22 protein-coding genes and 2 pseudogenes are annotated in these 26,208 nt (G+C 68.5%); 11 read left to right on the top strand and 13 right to left on the bottom strand.

Annotated features, from left to right (window positions below):
* Nucleotides 1-141: 141 nt before the first annotated feature.
* The 5 genes from ACQCSZ_RS01780 to ACQCSZ_RS01760 are packed head-to-tail and all read right to left on the bottom strand — an operon-like array spanning nt 142 to nt 5,777.
* Entirely contained in the window at nt 142-1,242 is a 1,101-nt protein-coding gene (locus ACQCSZ_RS01780; RefSeq protein WP_427006436.1) for a polyprenyl synthetase family protein, read from the bottom strand.
* Nucleotides 1,239-2,585: a geranylgeranyl reductase family protein gene (locus ACQCSZ_RS01775; RefSeq protein WP_427006435.1), complete on the bottom strand. Its 1,347-nt coding sequence runs from the start codon at nt 2,583-2,585 to the stop codon at nt 1,239-1,241. Before ACQCSZ_RS01775 ends, ACQCSZ_RS01780 begins: the two co-directional genes overlap by 4 nt.
* 13 nt (nt 2,586-2,598) lie before the next feature.
* The gene (locus tag ACQCSZ_RS01770) at nt 2,599-3,384 is read right to left on the bottom strand and encodes a demethylmenaquinone methyltransferase (protein ID WP_427008465.1); all 786 of its coding nucleotides are present in this window, start codon (nt 3,382-3,384) and stop codon (nt 2,599-2,601) included.
* 12 nt (nt 3,385-3,396) lie between these two features.
* Nucleotides 3,397-4,413, bottom strand: coding sequence for an L-idonate 5-dehydrogenase (locus ACQCSZ_RS01765; RefSeq protein WP_427006434.1), 1,017 nt, complete (start codon nt 4,411-4,413; stop codon nt 3,397-3,399).
* On the bottom strand, nt 4,410-5,777 hold the full coding sequence (locus tag ACQCSZ_RS01760; RefSeq protein WP_427006433.1) for an MFS transporter: 1,368 nt from the start codon (nt 5,775-5,777) through the stop codon (nt 4,410-4,412). The genes ACQCSZ_RS01765 and ACQCSZ_RS01760 overlap by 4 nt, the downstream gene beginning before the upstream one ends.
* 127 nt (nt 5,778-5,904) lie before the next feature.
* On the opposite strand from ACQCSZ_RS01760, the gene ACQCSZ_RS01755 reads away from it, so the two are divergent.
* The 5 genes from ACQCSZ_RS01755 to ACQCSZ_RS01735 all read left to right on the top strand — a co-directional run bounded on the left by ACQCSZ_RS01755 (nt 5,905) and on the right by ACQCSZ_RS01735 (nt 10,857).
* Complete coding sequence (locus ACQCSZ_RS01755; protein WP_427006432.1) at nt 5,905-6,723, top strand: GntR family transcriptional regulator; 819 nt, start codon at nt 5,905-5,907, stop codon at nt 6,721-6,723.
* Nucleotides 6,724-6,789: 66 nt separating this feature from the next.
* Entirely contained in the window at nt 6,790-8,133 is a 1,344-nt protein-coding gene (locus tag ACQCSZ_RS01750) for an isochorismate synthase (RefSeq protein WP_427006431.1), read from the top strand.
* Nucleotides 8,134-8,296: 163 nt separating this feature from the next.
* Nucleotides 8,297-9,100 carry an ABC transporter substrate-binding protein gene (locus ACQCSZ_RS01745; RefSeq protein ID WP_427006430.1) on the top strand — a complete coding sequence of 268 codons (804 nt, stop codon included), beginning with the start codon at nt 8,297-8,299 and terminating at the stop codon, nt 9,098-9,100.
* Nucleotides 9,101-9,250: 150 nt separating this feature from the next.
* On the top strand, nt 9,251-10,042 hold the full coding sequence (locus ACQCSZ_RS01740; RefSeq protein WP_427006429.1) for an amino acid ABC transporter permease: 792 nt from the start codon (nt 9,251-9,253) through the stop codon (nt 10,040-10,042).
* A gap of 11 nt (nt 10,043-10,053) precedes the next feature.
* Nucleotides 10,054-10,857 carry an amino acid ABC transporter ATP-binding protein gene (locus tag ACQCSZ_RS01735; protein ID WP_427006428.1) on the top strand — a complete coding sequence of 268 codons (804 nt, stop codon included), beginning with the start codon at nt 10,054-10,056 and terminating at the stop codon, nt 10,855-10,857.
* Nucleotides 10,858-11,274: 417 nt separating this feature from the next.
* On the opposite strand, the gene ACQCSZ_RS01730 is transcribed toward ACQCSZ_RS01735, so the two are convergent.
* The 3 genes from ACQCSZ_RS01730 to argS all read right to left on the bottom strand — a co-directional run bounded on the left by ACQCSZ_RS01730 (nt 11,275) and on the right by argS (nt 16,236).
* On the bottom strand, nt 11,275-12,228 hold the full coding sequence (locus ACQCSZ_RS01730; RefSeq protein WP_427006427.1) for a hypothetical protein: 954 nt from the start codon (nt 12,226-12,228) through the stop codon (nt 11,275-11,277).
* 250 nt (nt 12,229-12,478) lie between these two features.
* On the bottom strand, nt 12,479-14,227 hold the full coding sequence (gene menD / locus ACQCSZ_RS01725) for a 2-succinyl-5-enolpyruvyl-6-hydroxy-3-cyclohexene-1-carboxylic-acid synthase (protein WP_427008464.1): 1,749 nt from the start codon (nt 14,225-14,227) through the stop codon (nt 12,479-12,481).
* A gap of 188 nt (nt 14,228-14,415) precedes the next feature.
* On the bottom strand, nt 14,416-16,236 hold the full coding sequence (gene argS / locus ACQCSZ_RS01720) for an arginine--tRNA ligase (protein ID WP_427006426.1): 1,821 nt from the start codon (nt 16,234-16,236) through the stop codon (nt 14,416-14,418).
* Nucleotides 16,237-16,695: 459 nt separating this feature from the next.
* On the opposite strand from argS, the gene ACQCSZ_RS01715 reads away from it, so the two are divergent.
* Complete coding sequence (locus tag ACQCSZ_RS01715; RefSeq protein ID WP_427006425.1) at nt 16,696-17,862, top strand: ATP-binding protein; 1,167 nt, start codon at nt 16,696-16,698, stop codon at nt 17,860-17,862.
* A 54-nt stretch (nt 17,863-17,916) separates the two neighbouring features.
* Here the strand turns inward: ACQCSZ_RS01715 and ACQCSZ_RS01710 are convergent, their stop codons facing one another.
* Complete coding sequence (locus ACQCSZ_RS01710; RefSeq protein ID WP_427006424.1) at nt 17,917-18,060, bottom strand: hypothetical protein; 144 nt, start codon at nt 18,058-18,060, stop codon at nt 17,917-17,919.
* A gap of 450 nt (nt 18,061-18,510) precedes the next feature.
* On the opposite strand from ACQCSZ_RS01710, the pseudogene ACQCSZ_RS01705 reads away from it, so the two are divergent.
* Nucleotides 18,511-18,645: pseudogene (locus tag ACQCSZ_RS01705) on the top strand (AAA family ATPase); the annotation flags it as partial.
* A 175-nt stretch (nt 18,646-18,820) separates the two neighbouring features.
* Nucleotides 18,821-19,381: a hypothetical protein gene (locus tag ACQCSZ_RS01700; RefSeq protein WP_427006423.1), complete on the top strand. Its 561-nt coding sequence runs from the start codon at nt 18,821-18,823 to the stop codon at nt 19,379-19,381.
* Between the two features lie 185 nt (nt 19,382-19,566).
* Here ACQCSZ_RS01700 and ACQCSZ_RS01695 read toward each other — a convergent pair whose 3' ends face one another.
* Both ACQCSZ_RS01695 and ACQCSZ_RS01690 read right to left on the bottom strand, forming a co-directional pair.
* Nucleotides 19,567-21,687 carry a PhoX family protein gene (locus tag ACQCSZ_RS01695; protein WP_427006422.1) on the bottom strand — a complete coding sequence of 707 codons (2,121 nt, stop codon included), beginning with the start codon at nt 21,685-21,687 and terminating at the stop codon, nt 19,567-19,569.
* 100 nt (nt 21,688-21,787) lie between these two features.
* Complete coding sequence (locus ACQCSZ_RS01690) at nt 21,788-22,270, bottom strand: MarR family winged helix-turn-helix transcriptional regulator (protein ID WP_427006421.1); 483 nt, start codon at nt 22,268-22,270, stop codon at nt 21,788-21,790.
* Nucleotides 22,271-22,548: 278 nt separating this feature from the next.
* Here ACQCSZ_RS01690 and ACQCSZ_RS01685 point away from each other — a divergent pair, with 278 nt between their 5' ends.
* The 3 genes from ACQCSZ_RS01685 to ACQCSZ_RS01675 are packed head-to-tail and all read left to right on the top strand — an operon-like array spanning nt 22,549 to nt 24,435.
* Nucleotides 22,549-23,139 (top strand): signal peptidase I, encoded by a 591-nt coding sequence (locus ACQCSZ_RS01685; RefSeq protein ID WP_427006420.1) that lies wholly within the window; start codon nt 22,549-22,551, stop codon nt 23,137-23,139.
* Nucleotides 23,140-23,173: 34 nt separating this feature from the next.
* Nucleotides 23,174-23,833 (top strand): TasA family protein, encoded by a 660-nt coding sequence (locus ACQCSZ_RS01680; RefSeq protein WP_427006419.1) that lies wholly within the window; start codon nt 23,174-23,176, stop codon nt 23,831-23,833.
* A gap of 5 nt (nt 23,834-23,838) precedes the next feature.
* Nucleotides 23,839-24,435: a hypothetical protein gene (locus tag ACQCSZ_RS01675; protein ID WP_427006418.1), complete on the top strand. Its 597-nt coding sequence runs from the start codon at nt 23,839-23,841 to the stop codon at nt 24,433-24,435.
* Nucleotides 24,436-24,600: 165 nt separating this feature from the next.
* Here ACQCSZ_RS01675 and ACQCSZ_RS01670 read toward each other — a convergent pair.
* Nucleotides 24,601-24,797, bottom strand: a pseudogene (locus tag ACQCSZ_RS01670) (hypothetical protein); the annotation flags it as partial.
* A gap of 54 nt (nt 24,798-24,851) precedes the next feature.
* Nucleotides 24,852-25,823 carry an o-succinylbenzoate synthase gene (locus ACQCSZ_RS01665; protein WP_427008463.1) on the bottom strand — a complete coding sequence of 324 codons (972 nt, stop codon included), beginning with the start codon at nt 25,821-25,823 and terminating at the stop codon, nt 24,852-24,854.
* Between the last annotated feature and the right edge of the window lie 385 nt (nt 25,824-26,208).

The raw sequence follows: 26,208 nt of genomic DNA, 5'->3' as shown, positions 1-26,208 counted from the left end.
GCGAGGATTCCCCACTTTTGGCGGTACCCGACGGCGTGTCGCCGGGAACCCGCCGTCGTATGCGGCACGGCGCGGCGAGACATGGGGAAATTCCGCCGAGCCGAACGCGGACGGCGCCGGTCCAACCCCGGCCGGGAAAAACTAGCTGCTGCGGTCCACCACGGCCAGCGCGAAGCTGGTCAGCGACGCCTTCACCACGCCCTCGGGCAGCGGGGCCAGGGCGGCGATGGCCTCGTCGGCCCAGGCGCGCGCGACCACCCAGGATTCCGCGGTGACGGGGTGTTCGCGGAGCCCGGCGACGGCGGCCGCGAGGGCCTCGTCCGAGGACAGGTCGCCGTCGATCAGCTGCAGGAGCTCGACGGCGGAGCGGTCACCGTCCGCGGCGGCCTTGCGCAGCAGCAGGACCGGCAGGGTGGGCACGCCTTCGCGCAGGTCGGTGCCCGGGGACTTGCCGGACTTGACCTTGATGCCGGTGACGTCGATGACGTCGTCGGCCAGCTGGAACGCCACGCCCACCTTCTCGCCGTACTCGACCAGCAGCGGTTCGTAGGACTCGTCGGCGCCGGCGAAGATCGCGCCGAGCTGCCCCGAGGCCGCCACGAGCGAGCCGGTCTTGTCCGCGATGACGGAGAGGTAGTGCGCCAGCGGATCCTCGTCCGGGCGGGGGCCCACCGTCTCGTGCAGCTGGCCCAGGCACAGCCGCTCGAAGGTGCGGGCCTGGATGCCGAGCGCGCGGGACCCGAGTTCCGAGACCAGGATGGAGGCCCGGGCGAAGATCAGGTCGCCGGTGAGGACGGCCACGGAGTTGCCCCAGACCTCGTGGGCGGTGGGGGCGCCGCGGCGGAGCGGAGCCGAGTCCATCACGTCGTCGTGGTACAGCGTGGCCAGGTGCGTCAGTTCCATCACGACGGCGGCCTGCACCACCGCGGGCCGGGAGGCGTCGCCGAGGTGGGCGCACAGCAGGGTGAGCAGGGGGCGGATCCGCTTGCCGCCGGCTTCCACCAGGTGCCGGGACGTGGCGTCGGCCAGCGGGTCCGAGTTGGCGATCGCTTCGCGGAGCTTCTTCTCCACGCGGGCCAGGTTGGTGGTCAGCGCGGGGCCCAGTTCCGGGTCCCCGGCGATGGCTGCGAAGCCGGCCGGGAGCTGCAGGCCGGTGGCGATGGCGGTGGTGTTGAGGTCGGGCTCGGAGCTCGGCAGGCCGTGCCCGGCGTGCGTCCAGCTGCGGTCTGGAGAGTTGGTCACGGGTTAACCCTAACTTTTGTTGCGGAAACCGCGGAGTCGGCGCCGGAGTGCGCGGGGCCGGAGCTGTTGGACGTGGCGGGCACCAGTGATTCCAGGACCCGGATGGCGCGGTCCTCGAAGCCCTTGGCCGCAGGATCGGTGAGGTTGGCCAGCAGCCGCACCACGAACCGCATCAGCACAGGAATGGGCATGCCCGTCCGGAGCGCGAGCTTCATGACGGCCGGTTTGCCGATCAGCGCGGCGAAGGCCCGGCCCAGGGTGAAGTGCGAGCCCCACTGGTCCCGGACATGGTCCGCGTACCGGGCGAGGTGGGCGTCGGCGTCGGCCTTGGTCCAGCCTGCGGCGGCGGACCGGGCGGCGCCGTCGATGATGAACTCGGCCGCGAACCGCGCGGATTCCATCGCGTAGGAGATGCCCTCACCGTTGAACGGGGACACCATGCCGCCGGCGTCACCGAGGAGCAGCAGCCCGGGCGAATAGTGCGGGGTGCGGTTGAAGCCCATGGGCAGCGCGGCGCCGCGGATCTCGCCCACCTGGTTCTCCGGCGTGAAACCCCACTCGGCGGGCATCCCGGCGGTCCATTCGCGGAGCACCTGCTTGTAGTCCAGTTTGCCGAATTCCTTGGAGGAGTTCAGGATGCCCAGGCCCACGTTCGAGGTGCCGTCGCCGACGCCGAACACCCAGCCGTAGCCGGGCAGCAGCTTGCCGTCGCGGCCGGGAAGCTCGAGCCAGCCTTCCATCCAGTCGTCGTCGTGGCGCGGGCTGGTGAAGTAGGTGCGCACGGCGACGCCGAGCGGCCGGTCGTCGCGCTTCTGCAGGCCCAGGGACACGGCCGTGCGCGAAGAGTTGCCGTCCGCGGCCAGGACGACGTCGGCGGCGAAGTCGCGCGTTTCGCCGGTCTTGCGGCCGGATTCGTCCAGGAGGGCGGCGCGGACCCCGGTCACGCGGCCGTCCCCGGAGCGCAGCGCCTCGGTGACGCTGTGCCGCTCCAGCACGACGGCGCCCGCGGCCTGGGCGTGCCGGGCGAGTTCCTCGTCGAAACCGAGCCGGGTCCGGATCAGCCCGTACTGCGGGAAGTCGGAGACCTCGGGCCAGGGCAGTTCGATGCTGCGCCCGCCCGCGATCAGGCGCAGGCCCTTGTTTCGGCGCCAGCCCCCGGCCTCGGGATGCGGCAGGCCGAGCTTCTGGATCTCGCGGACGGCGCGCGGGGTGAGGCCGTCGCCGCAGACCTTTTCGCGGGGGAAGCTGGTCTTCTCGAGCACGGTCACGGAAATGCCCGCCCGGGCGAGGTAGTAGGCGGCGGTGGACCCGGCGGGCCCCGCCCCGACGATCAGTACATTCACGGGCAGCGCTCGGCTAACGCGCCGGCCGGGTGATGTTCCGGCGCAGCTTTGCGACCGGGCCGCTGTGGGCGGCAATGGCGGCAGCGCCGCCGTCGGGCGTTGACTCGAGGGGCTTCCGGGCGCGGTGCACGGCCACGATCCCGCCGCTGAGGTTCCGGTAGGTGACGTCCTCCCAGCCGGCTTCCTGCAGCCAGGCGGCGAGGTGGTCCTGGTCCGGCCAGGCGCGGATGGACTCGGCCAGGTAGACGTAGGCGTCCGGGTTGGAGGAGACCTTCACGGCGATGGCCGGCAGGGCGCGCATGAGGTACTCGGTGTACATGGTGCGCCACAGCGGCACCACGGGCTGGGAGAACTCGGCGATGACCAGCTTGCCGCCGGGCTTGGTGACGCGCAGCATCTCGGCCAGGGCCGTCTTCGGCTCGTTGACGTTGCGCAGGCCGAAGGAGATGGTGGCCGCGTCGAAGGTGTTGTCCGCGAACGGCAGCGCGGTGGCGTCGCCGGCGATGAAGTCGAGGTCCGGGCGGCGGCGCTTGCCCACCTTGAGCATGCCGAGGGAGAAATCGCAGGCGATCACGTTGATCCCGGCATCGGCGTACGGCTCGCTGGAGGTGCCGGTCCCGGCGGCGAGGTCCAGCACGCGCTGGCCGGGTTTCACGCCCATGGCCTCGACCACGATCCGGCGCCAGCGGCGCGTCTGCCCCAGGGACAGGACATCATTCACGACGTCGTATTTGGGCGCCACATCGTCAAACATGGTGGCTACTTCGTCGGGACGCTTATCCAAGGATGCTCGGTTCACCATGACATTGTCTCAGACAAATTTGAGAAGGACCTTCGAGGAGCCGGTCCCCCGGTCCGAGGCCACGGCAAACGCTTCGGCCACCTCGGCGGCGTCGAAGGTGTGGGTGAGCAGCGGCTCCACGTCCAGGCCGTCGGCCAGGTACGCGAGGGCGTCGTCCATCTCGTCCGCGAAGCGGAAGGTTCCGCGGTAATCGATCTCACGGAACACGAGTGCCGCGAGCTCGGCGGTCACGGGACCGGCCGGCAGGTTGCCCACCTGGACCACGGTGCCGCCGCGGCGCACGGCGGCGAGTACGCCGCCCAGCGCACGGGCGGCGCCGGAGGCCTCGAACGCCACATCCACCTCTGGCAGGGCCGCGCCCGACCCCACCAGCACGACGTCGTCGGCCCCCATGCGCTTGGCGATCGCCAGCGAGGTTTCGGACAGGTCGCTCGCGACGACGCTCGCCGCGCCGGCGCGCCGGGCGGCGGCCACCACGAGGGCGCCGATGGGCCCCGCACCGTTCACCAGCACGTCCTTGCCGGCCAGGCCGCCGGCCCGGTTGACGGCATGGATCGCGACGGCGAGCGGCTCGGCGACGGCGGCCCGGCGGGTGGACACGCCGTCGGGCAGCCGGCGGAGCTGGCTTGCCGGCACGGCCTTGCGGGAGGCGAACGCGCCGTCCGTGTGCGGGCTGTGCGCGGCGCTGCCGTAGTAGGTGACACGCGGGCACAGGTTGGTGCGCCCGGCCAGGCAGTCCGCGCAGGCGCCGCAGTACACGGCCGGGTGGACGGTCACGGCGTCACCGACGGCGAAGCCCTCGACGCCGTCGCCGAGCACGGAGATCCGGCCGGCGACCTCGTGGCCCAGGACCATGGGATCGGCCAGGATGCTCAGTCCCGAGGCGCCGTGGCTGACGTAGTGCAGGTCCGAGCCGCAGATGCCGCCGTATTCAATGTCGACGATCACCGAGCCGGCCGGGCAGTCCGGGTCCGGCCGGTCCTCCAGGCGCAGGTCTCCGGCGGCGTGGACAACGACGGCTTTCATGCCGCGTCCTCCACGAGGGTCAGGTCGCGGCCCTTGGTTTCGGGGGCGAGGAAGGTGGCAACGAAGGCGATCGCGGAGTAGAGGACCATCATGCCGGCAATCGGCCACCAGGAGTTGGTGAACAGGGCCAGGAGGCCTGCGGCGATGATGGGGGCGAGGCCGCCGGAGAGCACGCCGCCGATTTCCTTGGCCAGGGCCAGCTGGGTGTAGCGGTTGCGGGAGCCGAAGAGCTCGTTCACGTAGGCCGACTGGACCGAGAACATGCCGAGCACCGAGACGGACAGGCCGATGATCAGGGCCAGCGAGACCAGGAACGGATCGCGGGACTGCATCATCAGGATGGCGGGAATGGCGAAGATCATCTGGAAGCCGGACAGCGCACGGTACATGCTGCGGCGGCCGAACTTGTCGGACAGCCAGCCGGCCAGCGGGACGGTGGCGAACCCGATGATCGAGCCGATGAGCAGCGCGAAGGTGCCCACGCCCTTGTCCATGTGCAGGCCGGTGACGATGTAGCCGATCAGGAACGTCTGGATCATGGCGGAGTTGCCGGATTCGCCGATCCGCAGGGCCATGGCCAGGAAGAACGCCTTGCCCTTGCGCTTGGCCTTGGCAGGCTGCGCGGCGGAGTGCCCGACGGCGGTGCCGGAGGTCGCGGCGGAGGCGGCGGCAGCTGCGGCGTCCTGCTCACGGGTGGCCTCGAAAACAGGGCTTTCCTTGAGGTTGCGGCGCATCCACAGGGCATACAGGGTGATGCCGATGCTGGCAATGAACGGCAGGCGCCAGCCCCAGCTCATGAGGGCTTCCTCAGGCAGGAGGGTCAGCAGGACCCACAGGCCGGAGGCCAGCAGGGTGCCGGAGTTGGTGCCCAGGCAGACGAAGGAGGCGATCAGTCCGCGCTTCTTGGGCGGGGCGTACTCGGCCAGCATGACGGAGGCGCCGGAGAGTTCGGCGCCGGCGCCGAAGCCCTGCGCCAGGCGGAGGACCACCAGCAGGATCGGCGCTGCGAGCCCGATCTGGGCGTAGCCGGGGAGGAAGCCGATGAGCATGGTGGACACGCCCATCATCATGATGGTGATGACGAGGACCTTCTTGCGGCCCACACGGTCGCCCATGCGTCCGAAGAACCAGGCGCCCACGGGGCGGGCCAGGAAGCCGACGCCGTAGGTGATGAAGGCGACCAGCAGGCCGACTGCGGGGTCGAAGTTGGGGAAGAAGATTTTGGGGAAGATGATGGCTGCGGCCAGCGAATAGAGCTGGAAGTCCATGTATTCCATGGCCGTGCCGAGCCAGCCGGATACTGCTGTTCTGATCAGGTCTTTGGATGAGCGCTGGGTGGCGCCGATCTGGATTGTTGCCGTCATGAACCCCTCTGTTCTACGGGCCGGCTGAATGCGCATCTTCAATGATGGGGCATGCTGCCAGAGTCTTCATGCCTCCACCATTGGAAACATAACTGCCATTCAAGCACTGCCATACCAGTATGTCAAAGTGACTGGCGCCACCCCGCGGCGGGGCGGGCGCGGCGCGGCCCGGGCCCTGCTCCCGGCCCGCCTGGTGCCTGACCGCACCGCGCCGCCCGGCTACTGTGGAAGCATGGCCGCCTCCGACAACACCCCCCGCGCCTCGGCACGCATGATGGCGTATGCGCGGATCCGCGAGCGCATCATCTCCGGCCAGGACGCACCGGGCACCCTCCTCTCCGAAAACGAGCTCGCGCACCATCTGGGCACCAGCCGCCAGCCGATCCGAGAGGCGCTGCTGCTCATCGCCCAGGAAGGGCTCGTGGAGATCCGGCCGCAAAGCGGCACCTACGTGACCTACATCGATGCCGACACCGTGGCCCAGGCCCAGTTCATCCGCGAGGCCATCGAGGTGGCCTCGCTGGCCGAATGTGCCCGCAACATCACGCCGGAAGCCACCGCCGCGCTCCGCGGGCTCCTGGACCGCCAGGACGCGTGCACCAGCCGCGAGGAGTTCTACCCCCTGGACGAGGAGTTCCACCGCGCCCTGCTGTCCATCGCCGGCCACGAAACCGCCTGGGCCACCGTTTCCAACGCCAAGGGGCACCTGGACCGGGCCCGGTACCTGGGACTCAGCGGCTACCGCGGCATCACGGAGTACGCGGCCGACCACCGCCGGGTCCTTGAGGCGGTCCTGGCCGGCGACCTCACGGCCGCGGAGGACTGCCTGCGCAGCCACCTGCGCTTCATCCTGGACGACGTCACGAACATGCGCGCATTGCGGCCGGAGCTGTTCTCGGCCCCTGCCGTACCGGAGCGCCGCACGGGCCGTCCGGCGCGGGTCTGATCCCAGGGCCGCACCCGAACGGCCAAACACGGGTCCGCGCCCGCTCCGGAGTAATGTTGTCCCATCATGACGAGCCCGTTCCGCACCAGCACTTTGAAGACCCTGACAGTCCCCCTCGAAGCTGACCCAGCTTCCGGGGGGCTGCCGTCGTTTCTGGTCCGGGACGACGTCCTGTGCTGGACCCGCCGCGAGGCCGGCCTGGTGGGCTTCGGCGAGATCGCCCGGTTCACGGCCACCGGCCCGGAGCGCTTCCTCGAGGCGGACATCTGGTGGCGGCACCTGGTCCTCGAGGCGGACAGCGTGGACGCCGTCCAGTGCCCCGGCACCGGCCCGGTGGCCTTCGGCTCCTTCGCCTTCTCCAAGGCCTCCCCGCACGAGTCGCGGCTGATCGTCCCCGAGATCGTGGTGGGGCTCCGCGACGGCAACTACTGGCTCACGCAGCTGACGTTCGACGACGGCGAACTCACCGAAGCGGGCGCCCTCGCGGCGCTGGACGGCTGGCTGCGCGGCGGCGGCGCAGGCGGCTCCCCCACCGCCGTCGTACGCCCCCTGCCTCTGGCTGCCGGCGCAACGCTGCACACCGGCTCGCTGAGCGAGGCGGACTGGATGGCGGCCGTGGCCGAGGGCGTGGCCGAGATCCGCACGGGGGCGCTGGAGAAACTGGTGCTGGCCCGCGACATCGTCGCCACGGTGCCGGCCGGCGTGAACACCGCGGAAATCCTGCGCCAGCTGGCCGTCCGTTACCGCGAGTGCTGGACCTACGGGGTGGACGGACTGGTCGGCTCCACCCCCGAGATGCTGATCCAGGTGGAGGGGCGCACCGCCCAGGCCCGCGTGCTGGCCGGCACCCTGGACCGCCGCGACGCCGAGGGCATGGACGGCTCACCGCTGGAGTTCGCCGAACGCGTCCTGGCCGGGTCCGAGAAGCAGCGGCACGAACACGACATCGCCATCCAGTCCCTGACCACCCAGCTGGCCCCCTTCTCCGAGGCCCTGAATGCGCACGACGAACCCTTCATCCTGGAGCTGCCTAACGTGTGGCATCTGGCCTCGGACGTGAAGGCCGAGCTGGCCGAGGTCGAGGGCCACGTGCCCACCTGCCTGGCCCTGATCAACGCCCTGCACCCCACCGCGGCGGTCTGCGGCACCCCCACCACGGTGGCCGGTGCCCTGATCCGCAGGCTCGAGCACCTGGACCGCGGGCCCTACGCCGGCCCGGTCGGCTGGCTGGACGCGGCCGGCAACGGCGAATGGGGCATCGCGCTGCGCGGCGCGGTGATCGAATCCCCGCAGACCGTCCGGCTGTACGCCGGCTGCGGGATCGTGGAGGGTTCCGCTCCGGAGGCCGAGCTGGCCGAGACCTGGGCCAAGTTCCGCCCGATGCTCGAATCTTTGGGCATCAGCAGCTAGAGTCCGGGATAGGAGACAGTGCAACGGCCTTCGGGCTTGTGCCGGCCCCGGTTTTAGTTATCCAATAGTGAAACTAAGTTTTCTGTGATGTACCTCTCGCGTCCGGCGTTACACTATAAGCCGTCCAAGTCACGTATGCCCCTGCAACAAAAGGTAAGAAACCATGCAGCTCAAGTCCCTCGCCCCGGCGAAGCTGGCCGCCAAGGCGGCCGCCATCCTCGCCGTCGGCGCCCTCACCCTCACGGCCTGCGGCGGCAGCTCCACCCCGGCGGCCTCCTCCGCGGGCGGCGTGCAGCTCATCAACGCCGGCAAACTCACGGTCTGCTCGGACATCCCCTACGAGCCCTTCGAATTCCAGAAGGACGGCAAGAACGTCGGCTTCGACATGGACATCGCCGCCGAAATTGCCAAGGACGTCAAGGCCGACCTCAACGTGGTGGACAGCTCCTTCGAGGCGATCGAGACCGGCACCGCGCTGACCCAGTGCGACGTCTCGATCTCCTCGATCTCCATCACGGACACCCGCAAGTCGGTCATGGACTTCTCCTCCCCGTACCTGGACGATGACCTGACGCTCGTGGCCACCGCGGCGTCGGGCATCACGAACATCGACGGCGCGAAGGGCAAGAAGGTGGGCGTCCAGCAGGCCACCACCGGCGCCGCGTACGCCAAGGACAAGGGCATCGACGCCCAGCAGTTCGAGGACTCCGGGCTCCTGGTCCAGGCGCTCAAGGCCGGCACCATCGATGCCGCCCTGGGCAACCAGTCCGTCCTGGGCTACGCCATCAAAGACGAACCCACCATAAAGCGCGTCGAAAACTACGCCACCGGCGAGAAGCTCGGCATCGCGATCAAGAAGGGCAACACCGCCATGGCCGACAAGGTCAACGCCACGCTCAAGCGCCTCACCGACGACGGCTCCCTGAAGAAGTTCACGACCACCTGGTTCGGCGAACCCACCAAGTAGCCAAATCCGGCCCGGGAGAAACACAGCCCTGAGGCCACCGCAGCCCTGAGACACCCGGCTGAGGCCCCGTCGATCTGTCTGGCAGCCCGCTGCCAGCAGGCTGTTCTACCGGACGGGGCCTCAACTGCGCAAAACGAATGTGAGCACCCCATGGCAATGACCGCACGTCAGCGAGCCAAAATCAGCCTGTACATCCAAGCCGGAATCTTCGTGGTGGCCGTGGCCGCGCTGATCCTCGCCACGGACTGGAAAACCGTCGGCAGCAACGTCTTCAACTTCGCCAAGATCGGCCCCATGTTCCCGGGCATCATCGTGGTGGGGCTGAAGAACACCCTTATCTATACGGCGCTGGCGTTCGTCGTGGGCCTGTCCGGCGGCCTGCTGCTGGCCCTGATGAAGCTGTCCACCTTCCCGCTGTACCGCTGGATCGCCACCGGCTACATCGAGTTCTTCCGCGGCGTTCCGGCGCTGCTGGTGTTCATCGCCTTCGGCTACGGCGTGCCCCTGGCGTTCGGCGTGTCCTGGGATGTCAACGTTGTGGTGATGGTGTCCCTGGGCATGGTGGCCTCCGCGTACATCGCCGAGACCCTCCGGGCCGGCCTGCAGGCCGTCCCGAAGGGCCAGATGGAAGCGGCCCGGTCCCTGGGCATGCCCATGTGGCGGTCCATGGTGTCCATCGTGATCCCGCAGGCATTCAGGATCGTGCTGCCGCCGCTGACGAACGAGGTCATCCTGCTGACCAAGGACTCCTCGCTGATCTATGTGCTGGGCCTGACAGCCGCGCAGTACGAGCTGACCAAGTTCGGCCGCGACGGCATCTCCAGCCTCGGCGCGGGCCTCACCCCGCTCCTGGTGGCCGGCGCGTTCTACCTGGTCATCACCATCCCGCTGAGCCTCTTGGCCCGGAAGTTCGAAAGCCGCTCAGCGCGGACGAAGCGATAGGCAGGACAGTCATGAACGACGTCGTAATCCACTCCCGCAACCACACCGGGCCCGTCCACGCGGCCGGCGTTTCCATCAAGGACCTGCGCAAGTCGTACGGCGCCATCGAGGTCCTCAAGGGCATCAGCCTGGACGTCGCCCCGGGTGAGGTGGTCTGCCTGCTCGGCCCGTCCGGCTCCGGCAAGTCCACCCTGCTGCGCTGCGTGAACCTGCTGGAACGGCCCAACGAGGGAACCATCCATGTGGGTGGTTTCGAAGCCACGCACCTCGATGTGGACGTCGACAAGATGCGCCGCAAGGTGGGCATGGTGTTCCAGCAGTTCAACCTGTTCCCGCACCTGAGCGCCCTGCAGAACTGCACCATCGCGCAGACCAAGGTGCTCCGGCGGGCGCAGCCCGAGGCCGACAAGGTGGCCCGCACCAACCTGGAACGCGTGGGTCTCGGCCATCTGGCGGACCGTTTCCCGGACCAGCTCTCCGGCGGCCAGCAGCAGCGTGTGGCGATTGCCCGCGCGCTGAGCATGGATCCGGAGCTGATGCTCTTCGACGAGCCCACCTCCGCATTGGATCCCGAGACCGTGGGCGATGTCCTGTCCGTCATGCGGAACCTGGCCAAGGAGGGCATGACCATGCTGGTGGTGACCCACGAGATGGGCTTCGCCCGCGAGGTCGCCGACCGCGTGGTGTTCATGGACGGCGGCGTGGTGGTGGAGGAAGGCGTGGCCGAGCGTGTCATCAGCGCCCCCACGCAGTCCCGCACCAAGGAATTCCTCAGGCGCGTCCTGGACCCGACCCACATCGACATCACGGAGTAGGGGGCGGGCGGGCCACCTTGCCGGCGACGCGCACCCCACCCCCACCCGCGACACGCACCCCACCCCCACCCCGCCCGCCCTGGCGACGCGCCGTTTGCCTGGCGACGCGCCGTTTGCCTGGCGCTACTGGAATTCCGAATTCGCGCAGCGCCAGGGAATTTGCGCGTCGGGAACCAGTTTGCGCGTCGAGGGATGGCCGCAGCGCCCCACCCGGCCGCCTGCCGACATGCACCCCACCCCGGGTCGCCTGGCGACGCGCCATTTACCAGGCGCTGTGCCGTTTGCCTGGCGCTACTGGAATTCCGGCGGCGTCAGGGAATTTGCGCGTCGAGAACCAGTTTTCGCGTCGAGGATGGCCGCAGCGTCAGGGCATTTGCGCGTCGTGAACCAGTTTGCGCGTCGAGGATGGGGCCGGACTCACCCTGCGGAGCGGGGCCGACGGCGGGGCACACCGGCCGCGGCCAGCTTCCTCTCCAGCTGCCCGGCTGCCATCAGGTCTGCCCAGACCCAGCGGACTATCCCGTTTCCCGCGGCCCGGATCCGGTCTTCCCGGAGCTTCTCCTCCACGACGACCTGCGAGGCGGTTCTGCCCCGCAGATGTTCGGGCTTCAGGTATTTCTCTATGCCGTCGAACTCGCCGGCCACCCGCACCCCGTCCCAGTAGAAATCCGTGAACCCGGCGAACCCGGAGGCGTCGCGGATCTCCCGCTGCAGATCCGGCGGCTGAAACCCCGCAACCCACATGAGTGCCCGGCTGAAGGACTCCCCCGCAGAACCGGACCGCGGGTCCGCGAACTCCACGGCGGCCCGGATCCGCCGCACGGCAGCCCCGCTGTAGTGCCCGTCGATTCCGGCCAGGAGCGCGTCCTTCGTCAACGCCGGCAGACCGTGCACCTTGTCCGGCTTGAGCACGTGGTCCACGGGCACCACCGCCTCGGCAAACGGAGTGAAGGCGGCGAGGTCCAGCACCGTGCGAACCCTCCCGGTCACCAGGAGCCCCTCCCGCCGGACTGCCTTCAATCCAGCCGGTGGAGCGTAGTGCCGCACCACCCCGGAACGCGAGCGTCCGCCGTCGTTCTGGAGGGTCAGGGCATGGACGGGATGGCGCAGGCCGATGGTGGGAATCGCCCATACGGACGCCGCGGAGTGCCACGCGAAGATCGTCGGGGCTGAGAATGCCTCGGCCGCGGCGCTGACCCGCACACGGTATTGCTCCCAGAACTTCAGCGCCCTCCACGCGTTCCCGTCAACGTAGATCCCCTGTCGCACGCGGACGAGCGCGCCGGACCTGCAGCGGTGGGCGAGCTCTTTGGGCGTGACGCCCTGTTGCATGTGCTCACGGGTGAGGATCAGCCTGGGTAACTCGTTCATGGAACGAAGATCCCAGCCGCGGAACGCCGGCACTATGCCCCGGAGCGTCCATGTGGACAACTCCGAAGCACCCGCTGGCGATGCGCACCCTGCCCTGCGACGCGCCCCCTGTCCTGCGCGGCGCAGAATTCCTGGCGCGGCGGGTATCCGCGTAGCGCCGGGAAATTTCCGCCGCGCGGGCCAATGTGAGCGTCGCAGCAGCGGCCACTCCGCCCCGGCAGCAGGGAACCGGCAGCGAGGGAAGCAGCCGCTACTCCGCCACCGGCAGCCCGGCGACGGCGGCGCCCACGGCGGCCCGGATGCGCGCGTGCAGTTCACGGAGGCCGTGCCGGTCCGTGCGCACCTCGATGATGCTGCGCCCGGACAGCGGCGCGGACAGCGCCCGGGCGAGTTCCGCCGTCGTGCTGACCGCGCGGTGGGCGACGCCGTACGCGGCCGCGAGTGCCGCGATGTCCACGCTGTGCGGGGTGCCGAAGAGGCGTTCGACGGCGTTGCCGTAGCGGCCCGTGGCCTCGACCGCGCCGTGTTCCAGGAGCCCGAAGATGGCCCCGCCGGCGTCGTTGAGTACCACGATCCGCAGCGCCGGCTCGGCTTCCCCGGAGCCCAGCAGCAGGCCGCCGGCGTCGTGCAGGAAGGTGACGTCGCCCAGCAGCACGGTGGTGTCCTGCCGGCCGCCGAGGGCGATTCCGGTGGCGGTGGAGATGGTGCCGTCGATCCCGGCGAGGCCGCGGTTGGCGAAGACGGTGGCCTGCGGTGCCGCGGCGGGCGCGCCGGCGAGGTCGGCGTCGCGGATGCCGTTGGAGGAGCCCAGGACCAGCTGCCCGCGCGTGTTTTCCCAGACCAGCGCGGCCACCGACGGGCCGGTGGCCGCGGCGGAGCCGGACAGCACCAGGTCCAGGGCGTGCTGGGCGGCGGCCCCGGCCAGCAGCCAGGCATCGAGCCATGCGGCGGGGCCGCGGCCGGCAAAATCGCCCAGCTCCGACAGCTTCTCCAGCGGCAGCTCCGTGCGGCGGCCGGGTTCATACCAGGCCACGGGGACCGGCTGGTAGAGGGCCGAGGGGATGTCGGCGCGCGCCAGCAGGTCACTGACCGGCCGGGAGAGCGTGGCCCGGCCGAACAGGACCACACGCTCGACCGGCTGCGCCGACTCCGGCCCGAAGTGTTCGAGCAGCAGCCCGTAGGGGCCCACCGCGTTCGGCCCGTACCGGGCGTTGGAGGACGGCTCGGCGAGCAGCGGCAGGCCGTGGGCGCGGGCAAACGCCTCGGCGACCGGGCCGGCGTCGTGCCCGGCGAGCACCACGGTGCGCCGCTCCGGCAGGGCCGCGGGCGCCGCCGGGAAATCCAGGGCCAGCGGGCCCGGGGCCGCCCGGTACACGCGGCGCCCGGACCCGGCGGGAAGCCGGTCGCCGGGGGCCGGGACCAGCGGGTCGCGGAAGGCGAGGTTGAGCTGCACCGGCCCGGGCGGGGTGTCCTCGAACGCCCCGGTCGCCGCGTTGAGGGCGGTCTCGACGGCGCGCTGCGGGTCGGCCCCGGCGGGAACGTCGACGGCGAAGCGGACGTGCTCGCCGAACAGGTCCAGCTGCACGGTGGTCTGGTTGGCGCCGGTCCCGCGGAGTTCCTCGGGCCGGTCCGCGGAGATGACCACGAGCGGCACGGCGGCGTGGTTGGCTTCCATGACGGCCGGCAGGAGGTTCCCGACGGCGGTCCCGGAGGTGGTGAGCACGGCCGCGGGCGCGCCGGTGGCCAGGGCCAGGCCGAGGGCGGTGAAGCCGGCGGAGCGTTCGTCGATCCGGACCAGGATCTCCAGCCGGCCCGCGGCGTCGGCCTCGGCCAGGGCGTAGGCCATCGGCGCGGAGCGCGAGCCGGGAGCCACCACCACGGTGCGCACCCCGGCGTCCAGCAGGGCGGCGACGGCGATGCGGGCGGCGTCGATCGAGCTCAGCCCGGGCAACGGCGGGGTGAGGGAAGCTGCCCGCGTTGCGGCGTCCTCCGGGTCCAGGGCGTCCAGCGGGTCCAGCGGGTTCTCAGAAGTCACCAAACCAGTCTGCCACCACCACCCCGACCCTCCCTCACTTCCCGCGCCCCAAACCCCGACGCTCCCTCAGATCCCGCACCCGATGTGCAGCTTGTGAGGGCGCGTCACCGGAAAACGCCCCGAACGTGAGGGAGCGTTGCGGGGACGGAGGCCTACATGTTCTCCGGCGTCTCGATGCCCAGCAGTTCCAGGCCGCCGGAGAGCCGGCGCAGCACCAGCGCGCACAGGGCGAGCCGTGATTCCCGGACCGAGTCCTCGGCCTTGAGCACGGGGCACTGGTCATAGAAGGAGGTGAAGAGCTGGGCGAGCTCGAACAGGTAGGTGCAGAGCCGGTGCGGCTCGAGCAGTTCGCCCACCCGCTGCAGGGTGACGCCGTATTCCAGCAGGTGCAGGGCGAGCGCCCGTTCGGCGGGTTCGACGACGGCGATCGCCGTTGCGGGGGCGGCCGCCTCCGAAGCCGTACCCGCCTCCGAAGCCGTACCCGCCGCCGTCGGGCCGCCAACGGTCCCGGCCCCGGCACCGGTGTAGTGTTCCAGGACCCCGGCCTTGCGCAGGATGGAGCGGATCCTGGCGGCCGCGTACTGCACGTAGGGTCCGGTGTTGCCGTTCAGGGCCAGCATCCGGTCGAAGTCGAAGACGTACTCGGTGTCGTGCCCCACGGAGAGGTCGGCGTACTTGACGGCGCCGATGCCCACCTGCCGGGCTGTCACGGCCCGCTCCTGGTCGGTGAGCTCGGGCCGGCCGGCGTCGATGACGGCCCGGGCCCGGTCCACGGCCTCCTCCAGCAGGGCCATCAGCTTCACCGGGGCGCCGGAGCGGGACTTCAGGATCTTCCCGTCCTCCCCGAGGACGTTGCCGATCTGCACGTGCACGGCCTCGACGGTGTCCGGCAGCCAGCCGGCGTCGCGGGCGGAGGCCATGACCATGCGCAGGTGGACGTTCTGCGGCGCGCCCACCACATAGAGGACGCGGTCGGCCGCCAGTTCACGGACCCGGTAGCGGATGGTGGCGAGGTCGGTGGTGCCGTAACCGTAGCCGCCGTCGGACTTGCGGATGATGAGCGGCTGCGGCGCACCGTCGCGGCCGGTGAAGCCCGCCGGGAAGGTGCACAGGGCGCCGTCGCTGATCCGGGCGATGCCGCGGGCCTCGAGCTCCTCGCACAGTTGGGCCAGATGCGCGTCATAGGAGCTTTCGCCGGCGATGTGGTCATCGGTGAGGCTGATGCCGAGCATGGCGTAGATGGCGTTGAAGTAGCGCTTGGACTGCGCCACGAGCCGCTGCCAGACGGCGAAGGTTTCCGGGTCCCCGCCCTGGAGGGCCACGACGCGGAGCCGGGCCCGGGTGGCGAAGCCGTCCTCGTCGGTAGCGGAGGCGTCGAACTTGGCCCGGGCCGCCTGGTAGAAGGCGCTGGGATCATCCACCAGCAGGGCGGCCTCCGGGGAGTCCTCGCCGATCTCCAGCCAGTGCTCGATCAGCATGCCGAACGGTGTGCCCCAGTCGCCGATGTGGTTCTGCCGGATGACGGTGTCGCCCAGCGCTTCGAGGACCTTGACGAGGCTGTCCCCCACCACCGTGGTGCGCAGGTGCCCCACGTGCATTTCCTTCGCCACGTTCGGGGAGGAATAGTCGACGACGACGCGCCCCGGTTCCGCGGCCGGCCCGGCCGCCGCCGTGGTTCCGGCGGCCGTGGACGCCTGTGCGTTGAGCAGCTCCTCGATCCAGGTGCCGTCGAAGGTGAGGTTGATGAAGCCCGGCCCGGAGATCTCCACGGCGGTGCAGATGCCGTCCAGGTCCAGGTCGTCCACGATCCTGGCGGCGGCGTCCCGCGGCGGCAGGCCCACCCTCTTGGCCAGGGCCATGGCGGCATTGATCTGGATGTCCGCAAACTGCGAGGGCCGGATCACCGGGTCGGTGCCGCGGAACTCTTCGCCGAACGCGCTGGCAATTGCTGCCTGGACTCTGGGGATAACCATTTCGGCCGGATTATTCACCCTCCCAAATTATCAGTCCCTGGGTGACGCTCCCTCACGTTTCGCGGGTTCCAACCCGACGCTCCCTCACGTCCTGCTCCCCCAGGTCCTGCTCCCCCAGACACTTGGGATTGAGACGCCGTTCCTACAACTCAACATGCCCAGCATTTCGGCTGGTCAACTGAGTTTTGCAACGCCCCAGGATCTGGAACGACCCCGGGATGCCACTTGTCCTATCGGAGTCCCCGCCGTGTCGTGTGCCGAGTCTATCTGCGGCAGGGGCGGGATCCGGGAACCGGTACTGTCGGACTTCGAACGATTTTGGGGCGGCGCCAGACTGGGACTGTGCGTGAGCGTACTAGTCTGGCGCTGCCAGAGGAGCGGATCTACATAAATCTATCAAAATCTAATTTTTTGCTATACTTACGTAGATTCTATTAGACATCTGTAGAGATGAGGCCCATGGACCCGGTATTGAACCCCTACTCGCCCGGCGCCGGACGGAAGCCAGCGGCCCTGGTAGGCCGGGATCAGCATCGTTCGGATTGGCAGGTTGCGATAGATCGGGTTGAAGCTGGTCGGACGGCTCAGCCCTTCGTCCTCTATGGGTTGCGAGGAGTGGGGAAGACCGTTTTGTTGTCGGATTTTCGACGGTCCGCGACCAAGCGCGATTGGCTTGTTGCGCAGGTCGAGGCGGGTGCCGACAAATCACTGCGCGAGGCTCTCGGGGAAGCCCTTCATGCACCACTTGCTGATCTCGCGCGCCCTTCGGCCGGACGAAGCTTGATGAAAGCGCTAAAGACGGCACTTAGCTTCAAGGCTTCATACGACCAGAGCGGAACGTGGAACTTCGGTTTAGATCTAGCCGGCACATCCGGCGGCGGAGCAGACACTGGTGTTCTCGAAACCGACCTTCGGAAGCTCGTCCACGATCTAGCTTCAGCCGCTGAAGAGGAAGGCGTTGGCCTTGCAATTCTGATTGACGAAGCGCAAGACCTTAGCCAGGCGGAGTTGGTGGCTCTCTGCGCGATTGCCCATGCTGCCGCGCAGGATGACTGGCGTGTGCTTTTTGCGTTTGCGGGTTTGCCCAGCCTCCCCAGAGTTCTTGCGGAAGCGAAGTCCTACGCGGAACGGTTCAACTATGAAAAAATCGAAGAGCTTCGCGGGACTGTCGCTTCGGAAGCACTGACAAAACCGGCAGCCGATGACGGAGTTGAGTGGGAAGAGTCAGCCGTCGCGCTGATCGTCGAGGAAAGCGCCGGATATCCGTACTTCCTGCAGCAGTTCGGACAGGACACATGGAACGCCGCCTCAGGTTCGAAAATTACTTACGATGATGCTCGAGTCGGTGCCGCCTACGGCCGAGCGGCACTGGACAGTGGATTCTTCCGGGCCCGCTGGGATCGAGCGACCAGGGCCGAGCAGAACTACCTCAGAGCGATGGCCGAAGACGGAGACAAGGGAAGTTCATCGGGTGAAATCGCAGCCCGATTGGGGCGAGGCCCGGCCAGCTTTGGCCCAATTCGAGCGAACCTGATCGCAAAAGGCCTCGTTTACGCGCCGGAGCACGGAGTAATAGCGTTTACCGTACCGGGGATGTCAGGCTTTATTACACGGCAGCTCAATTAGCCCAGGCGGTCTGACCTATGGTCCGACCACGTAGCGACACGGGAAGCCGTTCCGTCAGCCGCGGAAGTCCCAGTCGACCGGATAGCCCAGATCCTCGAGCGTGAGCAGCAGCGGCCCGGGATGATGGCCGAAGACCGTCCAGTCGAGGTTGCCCTCTCCCCAGATGCCGAGGCTCGGCGTGGGATTCAGCGCGAACACCTCGCCAGCACCACCATCACAAACTAACCAGACCACAGACCCCGACCCTGTCAAGGGGTCAATTTTCAATCAGCAAAAAGGGGTCAATTTTCACTCGGCGTTGACACTGCCTGCGTATCCTGCCGGAGCTGCCGGAGCTGCCGGAGCGTGACGGTGGTGGTTCGCGGGAGGTAGGCGCCGTTGTAGCCGGAGACTGCCGTGGTGACGGGCTGGTCGAAGTTTGTCCCGTTGTTCCGGGTGGCTGCTGAGCCGGCCTTTCTTTTCCCGGTCGTATGTGGCTGTCAGCAGGGTGTGCGCGGTTCCGCCCTGCGGGGTGACATTTTGGGCGGTGGTCCGGTTGAGTGCGTCGTAGTTGTATCCGGTGAGGGTCCCGGCCGCGTCGATGGTTGAGGCTATCCGGTGCTCAGCCTCCCGGTGTCGGGGTCTGTGGCGGAGGTCCGGCGCCCTGCCCGGATCACCCGCGGCAGCCTCATCGACAGGCTCTTCACCCAGGTCGAACGAGTCATGAAAATCAACGAACTGGGCACCATCACCGACGACGTCATCGAAGCTGCACGCTCCACCCTCGTCATCGGAATCAGCTAAAACCGCCAAACGAACCTGCGAAAAAGCCGCCAAACGAAGTTAACAGTCACGGCTCACGGCTCTTGGAACTGAGACGCCCGGAGCTGGGCCTGTACCCCACACCATCCTCTGTGTTCGAATGCGGGGAATCGAGGAGGACGCCTTCCATGTCCACATTGTTTGAGAGGCAGGCCCTGTGATCGAATCGGCAGCTTTCGTGATCAGGGCATGGCACCATGTCGTGGATTTCGTCGTGGAGCCATTTCCTCCGGCAGACCCTGTAGCTGCCCTGCAGGCCTCGATGCGTGACGAGAGGCAGGACTCGTCGCTGAGGATTCCGTTGGTTTCCACGGGAGTGTATTCAGGACCCGTTGACTTGACGGTGGAGGTTCTCGGGGCAAAACCGGAGGTACCCGCGTCCGGATGGGAAGACATCCACGAGATGTCCCTGATGCTCCCGGCGGGACGGGCCTTCTTCAACGAGCCCACAGGCTGGGAGATGAAGGATATCGGCACCATTACGGGCGATGAGCAGGGCAGCTACCGTGCCCGGCTTCACGCCACAGGCCGGGACACAGCCTTTGACGAGGTCGTGGAATCACCAGTCGAGCGACACCTGATCCAGTTCTGGAAGGAACCGCCTTCACCAGTGTCTGTCCTGTCCTCCGAATCAGAGCGAGGCAAGAGCCTGCCACGTTTCATCAAGCTGTGGCAGGACCGCCCGCCGCCACGGCGCACACTGGACCACGACTTGTAACCCGGGATCGTGATCAGTGCTTCGCACGCTGAGCGATAGGGCTCAATCACCGCCTTGATGGGGTCAGCGAACGCGGCGATGGCGGCGGTGCGGTCGCCTGCACGGAATGTCACCTCCCGCGTCCTCCGGTAAATGCTGAGGGAGCGTTACCGAAGAACGTGCGGAAGGTGAGGGAGCGTCGGCGGTTAGGAGTTGTTGTTGTCGTTGTTGTTGGAGTCGCCGCGGAAGACCTGGACCACGGAAGGGCGCGGCGCGCGCGCCTGGCCGCGCTTCGGCGTCGTACCTGCCGCAACGTAGTCCGGGAAGTACGAGTGCTGGGCCGCGAAGGAGCCCTCCTCGCCCGGGTGCTGCACGGCCACGAACACGGTGCGCTCCTCGTCGTGGATGATCGGGCCGCAGGTTTCGGCTTCGCGCGGGACCGCCAGGAACTGTTCCACCTTGCCGCGTTCCGCGCCGTCCAGGGTGACCTTGAAGAGGCCGTCCGCGTAGTGGATGACCGAGGGGGCGCCGTCGGTGGAGATCCACAGGTTGCCCACGGAGTCGAAGGCCACGTTGTCCGGGCAGGAGATCGGCGACACCTTGTCCGCCGGGAAGCCGCTGAAGTAGGTGGACTTGTTCGTGGCCGGATCGCCGCAGACCATCAGCAGGTTCCAGTTGAACTTGGTGGAGGTCTGGTCGCCGGTCTCGGTGATTTCCACGATGTGGCCGTCGCGGTTTTCGTTGCGCGGGTTGACCTCCGTGGCGCTTTCCTTGCCGCCCGGCCCGCGGTCCTTGTTGTTCGTGCAGACCACGTAGACCTTGCCGGTGTGCAGGCTCGGCTGGACGTCCTCGCAGCGGTCCATCTTGGTGGGGCCCACCGTGTCGGCGGCCAGGCGGGTGTAGACCAGGACTTCCTCGACCGACATCCCGTCCACCGCCGAGGCGCCGCCGACCACGAGCGGCAGCCATTCGCCGGCGCCGTCGAACGCGCCGTCAGAAGGAAGTGCGCCGGCGCCGGTGATTTCGGCCGCCGGGGAGGCACCGGTGAACTTGGCCACGAAGAGGTCACCCTCCGCGAGCAGATTCATGTTGTTGCGGCGGGCGGCCTTGGAGTCGCCGGCCTGGTACGTGCCCTTGGAGACGAACTTGTAGAGGTAGTCGAAGCGCTCGTCGTCGCCCATATAGGCCACCACATGCCCGGACTCGGCGACGATCACGTTGGCGCCCTCGTGCTTGAAGCGGCCCATCGCGGAGTGCTTCCTCGGGGTGGAGGTGGGGTCGAACGGGTCCACTTCGACGATCCAGCCGAAGCGGTTCGTCTCGTTTTCGTAGCCGGCGTTGCGGGTGTCGAAGCGGGGCTCATCGAGTTCCCATTTGCGGGCCGTGGCGGACGACGTCAGGCCGTAGCGCGTGTCCCCCGCGGAGGTGCCCGGGGAGACGAAGTAGCCGTTGAAGTTCTCCTCGCCGGACAGGATGGTTCCCCACGGCGTGGTGCCGCCGGCGCAGTTGCCCAGGGTGCCCTTGATGGCGCGGCCGGACGGATCGGCCACGGTGGTGACCAGCGCGGAGCCGGCGGCCGGTCCCGTGAGTTCGTACGTGGTGTCGGTCAGGAAGCGCCGGTTCAGTGGGGCGCCCTTGACGTAGCTCCAGGGCTTGTTCTTGTTCTTCCGCTCCAGTTCGACCACCGTCAGGCCGTGCGCGGCGCGGCCGATCTCCCGGGCAGCGGCGGCATCGAAACCCTTCGGGAACATGATGCTCTCGTTGGTGTATTCGTGGTTGGCGAACAGCACCGCGCGGCGGTCCTTGGAGCCCTCGAGCGGAAGGATGTCGGTGTAGTCGTTGTTGTAGCCGAACTGCCGGGCCTGCGCGGCGGCGGTCTGCCGGTCCAGGTCGAAGTCCGGGGCATCCTTGAACAGCGGATCGCCCCAGCGGATGACCGGCTGCCAGCTGAAGCCCTCGGGAACGGTCAGGGCGTCCACGGTGGCGGCCACGGGCGCAATGGCGGTGAACTCCAGCCTGGACTTCGCGAATCCCTGCTTCGCGGCGGCCGCAAGGCCGGGACCGCCGTCGGCCACTGCCGTCGGGGAGGACGTCACGGCGTTGCCGAGCACGACGGCGAGCGCACCGGCGGCGCCGAGGCCCAGGGCAGCGCGGCGGGACATGGTGGCGGAGGCGATGTCGCGGAAGTAGCTGTTGGAGCTGGTGTTGCAGACCTCGCCGGTGCAGGCGTTGTCGCACTTCAGCGCGCAGGTGACGGGGCTGCGCTTGCCTTTGGTGTGGCCGAGCATGGGGAGCAGGCTGAAGCGGCGGGCGGCGGTTTCGGGCATGGGGAGAGACCTTCCAAGCGGGATGAGTTGCGATCCCGCCCACCGTTTCAGCCGCCGGCTACGCGGATCGGTCCCCCGGGTGAAGTTCCGGTGAATTCGCCTAGTTCGGAGTCTGGTCCGGCGCGCTCGCCGCGGCGATCAGCCTCTGGCCGATGCCTTCGAGAAACGTCGCGATGTCGGCGATGCTCCCCTCAGAGGATCCATGGAGGACCGCTGACGCCGCTTCGGCAAAGTGTTCGTTGGCCCATTGCATCGCATGGGTCCCGGCCGGGCTCAGGTGTAGGAAAACGCTGCGGCGGTCCGAGGGGTTGGGCTTGCGGACCATGAAGCCCTTGGATTCCAGGCGGTCCACCATCGCGGTCACCGATCCGGTGGTGATGTTGAGAATATTTCCGAGGACCTTCGGGGTCATGCCGTCGACCTCCCCCACGAAGGCCATCGCGTTGATGTCGATCGTGCCGATCCCCAGTTTCTCGGCCAGCCGGATCCTGAGTGCATAGGTCCCCACGTCAACCCGCCGCAGGCCTTGGGTGATTCGCAACAATGCGTCCGTGTCTGCCGGCTTCTTTGCCTGCTCCGCCATATCTAGCTCCTTATCCCTTGCCCTACCAGCAGCACGGAGCCGCCACGAGTTCGCCGCTCCACAGCAACTACTGCGGCCGATCCTTAAAGCCGTATCAGGATCCACTTTACTCTCAAGCTAACAGCATCGAAAACCCCTAAAATACGTGGATTTCGGGCACCTAAATTTAGGGCAGATATCCTGTAACTTGAATTTCAAGCAACATGGTTGTAGCTTTACTTCTACAAGTTCCGCCTACGGAACATGTGCAAGGTCTCAAATGAAACGGAAACGTTTATATGGACAGTTCAATCAGCCCTGGCACGGTTCCCCGTCTGGGGGCATGGAACCGTCGATTTACCTCCGCACGCCGTGTGCTGGGCCTCATCGGCGCTACCGCCGTCACCCTGGTCTGCCTGGGCGTCGGCGTTGTGGCCCCACTGCTTCACATCGGGTTCTCTCCCGTCCTGACCGGAAGCATGCGGCCGGCATACGCCCCCGGGGACCTGCTTATCACCGCACCCCAGGACGTGACGGGCCTGCGCCCCGGCCAGATCGCAGTCTTCACACCCCCGGGTGAAAGCGTCCCGTTTGCCCACCGCATCACCGCCGTCGGCGGCACACCGGCGCAGCCGGTGCTCACCACCAAGGGTGACGCCAACCCCGCCCCGGACAGTTGGCGGGCCACGCTGAACCAGGCGCAGGTGCCCGCCGTCGTGGCCACCGTCCCGTCCGCCGGCACCGTTCTGCTCTGGATCCAGAACCCGGTCCAGCGCGCCCTCCTCACCGCACTGTTCGGCCTGATGGTGACCGGGGCCGCCGTGCTCTGGATCCTCCGCGCACCAACAGCATCCCCCGGCAGCGCAAGCTCCGCCGCCCCCGCTCTTTAAAACCACCCGTCACCCTCTCCCGTAAGGATCCGTCATGTCTGCTGCCACCACCCGCCCCGCACGCCGCCCCCGCGCCCGCCTGATCGCCGCCTGCGCCGTCGCGGCCACCGGCCTGGCCATCACCGGAGCCGGCGTGTACGCGGCCTTGAGCGCCACCGCCGTCAACACCACCGCCGAGAGCGTCACCTCGGGCACCCTGAGCCTGACCATGGCCAACAACGGCACCGGATTCAGCCAAGCCGTCTCCAACCTCGCCCCCGGCGACGTCGTGAACAGGTACATCACCCTCACCCAGGGCGCGGTCCTGGACGGCAAAGACATCACCCTGGCCGTCGCCGATGCCACCCCGACCCTCCTCACCACCAACGCCATCAAGGGACTGCACGCCACCGTCACCCAGTGCTCGGTCGCCTGGGTCCCCGGAACCGGCGCCGGGACCTGCAGCGGAACCCCCACCGTCCTGCTGCCCAGCACGCCCCTGAGCACGCTCGCCACCGCGGCAGCGGTGAAGTCCGGGGCCAACGCCGCCGGCTCTGTCCTGAACCTGCAGATCGCCCTAACCCTGCCGGACCAGGCCGAAACCACCGTCAACGGGGTCAACTCCGGCCCCGGCGTCACCATCCAGGGCCTGACCTCGGCGCTGACCTGGACGTTCTCCGAAACCCAGCGCACCGCCACCACCACCGGAAGCTAAGCTGCGTGAACGTGCACTCCTACGTCGGCAGGGCCGGGGCCGCCGCCGCGGCCGCAGCCCTGCTGGTGTGCACGTCTTTCACACCCGCAGAAGCGGCCGTCACCGCACGGGCCACTTCGGTGTCCCGGGCCGCCGGCAGCGGCACCTGGGGAGCCGCCGCCACCACGGACCCCGCCGCCCCGCCCGGCAGCCCCCTGACCCTGGCCTTCACCAACAACGGCAATCCCGCGCACCCCTCCTTCACCCCGCAGTACTTCACCGTCCGCAACACCGGGACCCTGGCCATCACCTCCGGGACCTACACCCTGACCCCCGCCGCGCCGGACACCGTGGGATTCGTCGTCGAATCATGCAGCGGCACATGGAACGAGACCGCCGACACCTGCACCGGAACCATCACCACCACCCTGACGGCACCCTCCGGATCCACGCCCACGACGACGACCTCCCCGACCATCCCGACAGCATCCGGAACAACAATCCGGCTCCGGGCCACGGTCAACGCCAACGGAAATATCCCCAACAACACCACTCAAACACTCACGATCGCCGTCACGGTCAACCGCACCCAGGTCCGGACTGCGACCACCACCGGCGGCTGACCCGTGCGTCGGCGACGCCAGCATCCGGCGGGAGCGATCAGGTACGAGCCTGGAACAGAATGAAATCATTGCAACCTATGCCTGCGAGACCGTCTTTCACTCGGCCGCTCTGCTCCGCCGCGCAGACGAGCTGTAATGCACCGCTGTTGCCAGAAACTATGCCGTGGCACCGAAGCCCGGCGCGGCACGGGGGACATCGCGGCGGAGGTGATGTTCCGGAAGTAAATGTTGGAGCTGGTGTTGCAGACCTCGCCGGAGCAGTCGTTATCGCATTTCAGCGCGCAGGTGACGGGGCTGCGCTTGCCCTTGGCGTGGCCGATCATGGGGAGCAGGCTGAACTTGCGGACGGTGGTTTCAGGCATGGGAGACCATCCAGGGGTGCGGGATGCGGTCCGGCCCGCCCTTCCAGCCGCCGGCTACGCGGAACGGTCCCCGGAGTGAAGATCCGGTGACGGCCACGTGGCGGCCAGCACCGCGTGGACCCGCCGCAGCCGGTCCAGCCACCAGTCCCGGCGCTCCTGGGACGCGGCGTGTTCCGCCAGCAGGTCCGGGTCGGCAGCCACGTCGCGGAGGCGGATGGCGCCGTCGTCGGGAACCAGGGAGTCCCGGGTGACGTCGGCGGCGAGCAGGGACACCGTCCCGAGCCCGCAGGCGTAGGGCAGTTCGGGGAGGGCCGCGGCGAGCGCCAGCCCGGCCCGGATCCCCACCGAGGTGTCCAGGGCCGAGCTGACGACGGCGGGGAGCCCGGCCTGCGCCACGATGTCCAGGGCGCGCCGCACTCCCCCGAGCGGGGCCACCTTCACGACGATCAGGTCCGCGGCGCCGGCGCGGGCCACCTTGAGCGGATCGTCCTCCTTGCGCACGCTCTCGTCCGCGGCGATGAGGACCGGGGTGCCTGCGGCACGGAGCCGGCGGCGCACTTCGGCGAGGCCGGCGATGTCCGGCACCGGCTGTTCGGCGTATTCGAGTCCGACGGCGGCGAGCCGGCGGAGTGCCTCGACCGCCTCCGCGACGTCCCAGCCGCCGTTCGCGTCCACCCGGATCGCGGCCTCCGGGAAGGCCTCCCGGACCGCCGCCACGCGGGCGGCGTCCTCGTCGAGGGTCTGGCCGCGTTCGGCCACCTTGACCTTGACGGCGTCCACCCGGCCGAAGCGGTCGAGGATTTCGGGGACGCGGTCCGCCGGAACGGCCGGGACGGTGGCGTTGACCGGGATGGACTCCCGCAGCGGTTCCGGGAAGCCCAGCCAGCCGGCCTCGATCGCGGCGGCCAGCCAGCGGGAGGCTTCGGCGTCGGCGTACTCGGGGAAGGGGCAGAATTCCCCCCAGCCCAGCGGCCCCTTCAGCAGCAGGGCTTCGCGGTGCAGGATCCCGCGGAATTTCACGCGCATCGGGAGGCTGACCACGCAGGCGCCGGCCAGCAGCTCATCCAGTCCGGGGAGGCTGCCGGAGGCAGCCCCATGGGGCCCAGTCCAAATGTGCTCCGGGGCGGGGGTGGCTGAGGGGCTCGGCATGATGTCACTCTACCGGGACGCCGCGCCGGCCGTCCGGGAGCAATCCCGGACCAGAGGCGTCTAAATGGACCGGCGCGCCTCGCCGGCCCCTTGATGGGCCGGCGCGGACTGGGGGTGAGTCCCTGATCTAGGAAACTCGTCTGCGCCGGCCCCGCTCAAGGAGCGACTTCACGGTGAGCCACACCGGTAGAACGAGTCTAGGAACCGCGTTCCCCCTTGGCACGAGTACCGGGTACTCGTTTTTCACGGCGGGCACTACCCG

The organism is Pseudarthrobacter sp. H2, from assembly GCF_050157045.1.
Lineage (GTDB): Bacteria > Actinomycetota > Actinomycetes > Actinomycetales > Micrococcaceae > Arthrobacter.
This window is presented reverse-complemented; position numbering and strand designations above follow the sequence as displayed.

Excerpts from the sequence above, each read along its gene's own strand:
- ACQCSZ_RS01750 (WP_427006431.1), top strand. The coding sequence starts at position 6,790 with ATGACGAGCCCGTTCCGCACCAGCACTTTGAAGACCCTGACAGTCCCC.
- ACQCSZ_RS01745 (WP_427006430.1), top strand. The coding sequence starts at position 8,297 with ATGCAGCTCAAGTCCCTCGCCCCGGCGAAGCTGGCCGCCAAGGCGGCC.
- argS (WP_427006426.1), bottom strand. The coding sequence starts at position 16,236 with ATGGTTATCCCCAGAGTCCAGGCAGCAATTGCCAGCGCGTTCGGCGAA.
- ACQCSZ_RS01730 (WP_427006427.1), bottom strand. The coding sequence starts at position 12,228 with ATGAACGAGTTACCCAGGCTGATCCTCACCCGTGAGCACATGCAACAG.
- ACQCSZ_RS01715 (WP_427006425.1), top strand. The coding sequence starts at position 16,696 with ATGGACCCGGTATTGAACCCCTACTCGCCCGGCGCCGGACGGAAGCCA.
- ACQCSZ_RS01685 (WP_427006420.1), top strand. The coding sequence starts at position 22,549 with ATGGACAGTTCAATCAGCCCTGGCACGGTTCCCCGTCTGGGGGCATGG.
- ACQCSZ_RS01665 (WP_427008463.1), bottom strand. The coding sequence starts at position 25,823 with ATGCGCGTGAAATTCCGCGGGATCCTGCACCGCGAAGCCCTGCTGCTG.
- ACQCSZ_RS01760 (WP_427006433.1), bottom strand. The coding sequence starts at position 5,777 with ATGACGGCAACAATCCAGATCGGCGCCACCCAGCGCTCATCCAAAGAC.
- ACQCSZ_RS01740 (WP_427006429.1), top strand. The coding sequence starts at position 9,251 with ATGGCAATGACCGCACGTCAGCGAGCCAAAATCAGCCTGTACATCCAA.
- ACQCSZ_RS01695 (WP_427006422.1), bottom strand. The coding sequence starts at position 21,687 with ATGCCCGAAACCGCCGCCCGCCGCTTCAGCCTGCTCCCCATGCTCGGC.
- ACQCSZ_RS01765 (WP_427006434.1), bottom strand. The coding sequence starts at position 4,413 with ATGAAAGCCGTCGTTGTCCACGCCGCCGGAGACCTGCGCCTGGAGGAC.
- ACQCSZ_RS01735 (WP_427006428.1), top strand. The coding sequence starts at position 10,054 with ATGAACGACGTCGTAATCCACTCCCGCAACCACACCGGGCCCGTCCAC.
- ACQCSZ_RS01680 (WP_427006419.1), top strand. The coding sequence starts at position 23,174 with ATGTCTGCTGCCACCACCCGCCCCGCACGCCGCCCCCGCGCCCGCCTG.
- ACQCSZ_RS01690 (WP_427006421.1), bottom strand. The coding sequence starts at position 22,270 with ATGGCGGAGCAGGCAAAGAAGCCGGCAGACACGGACGCATTGTTGCGA.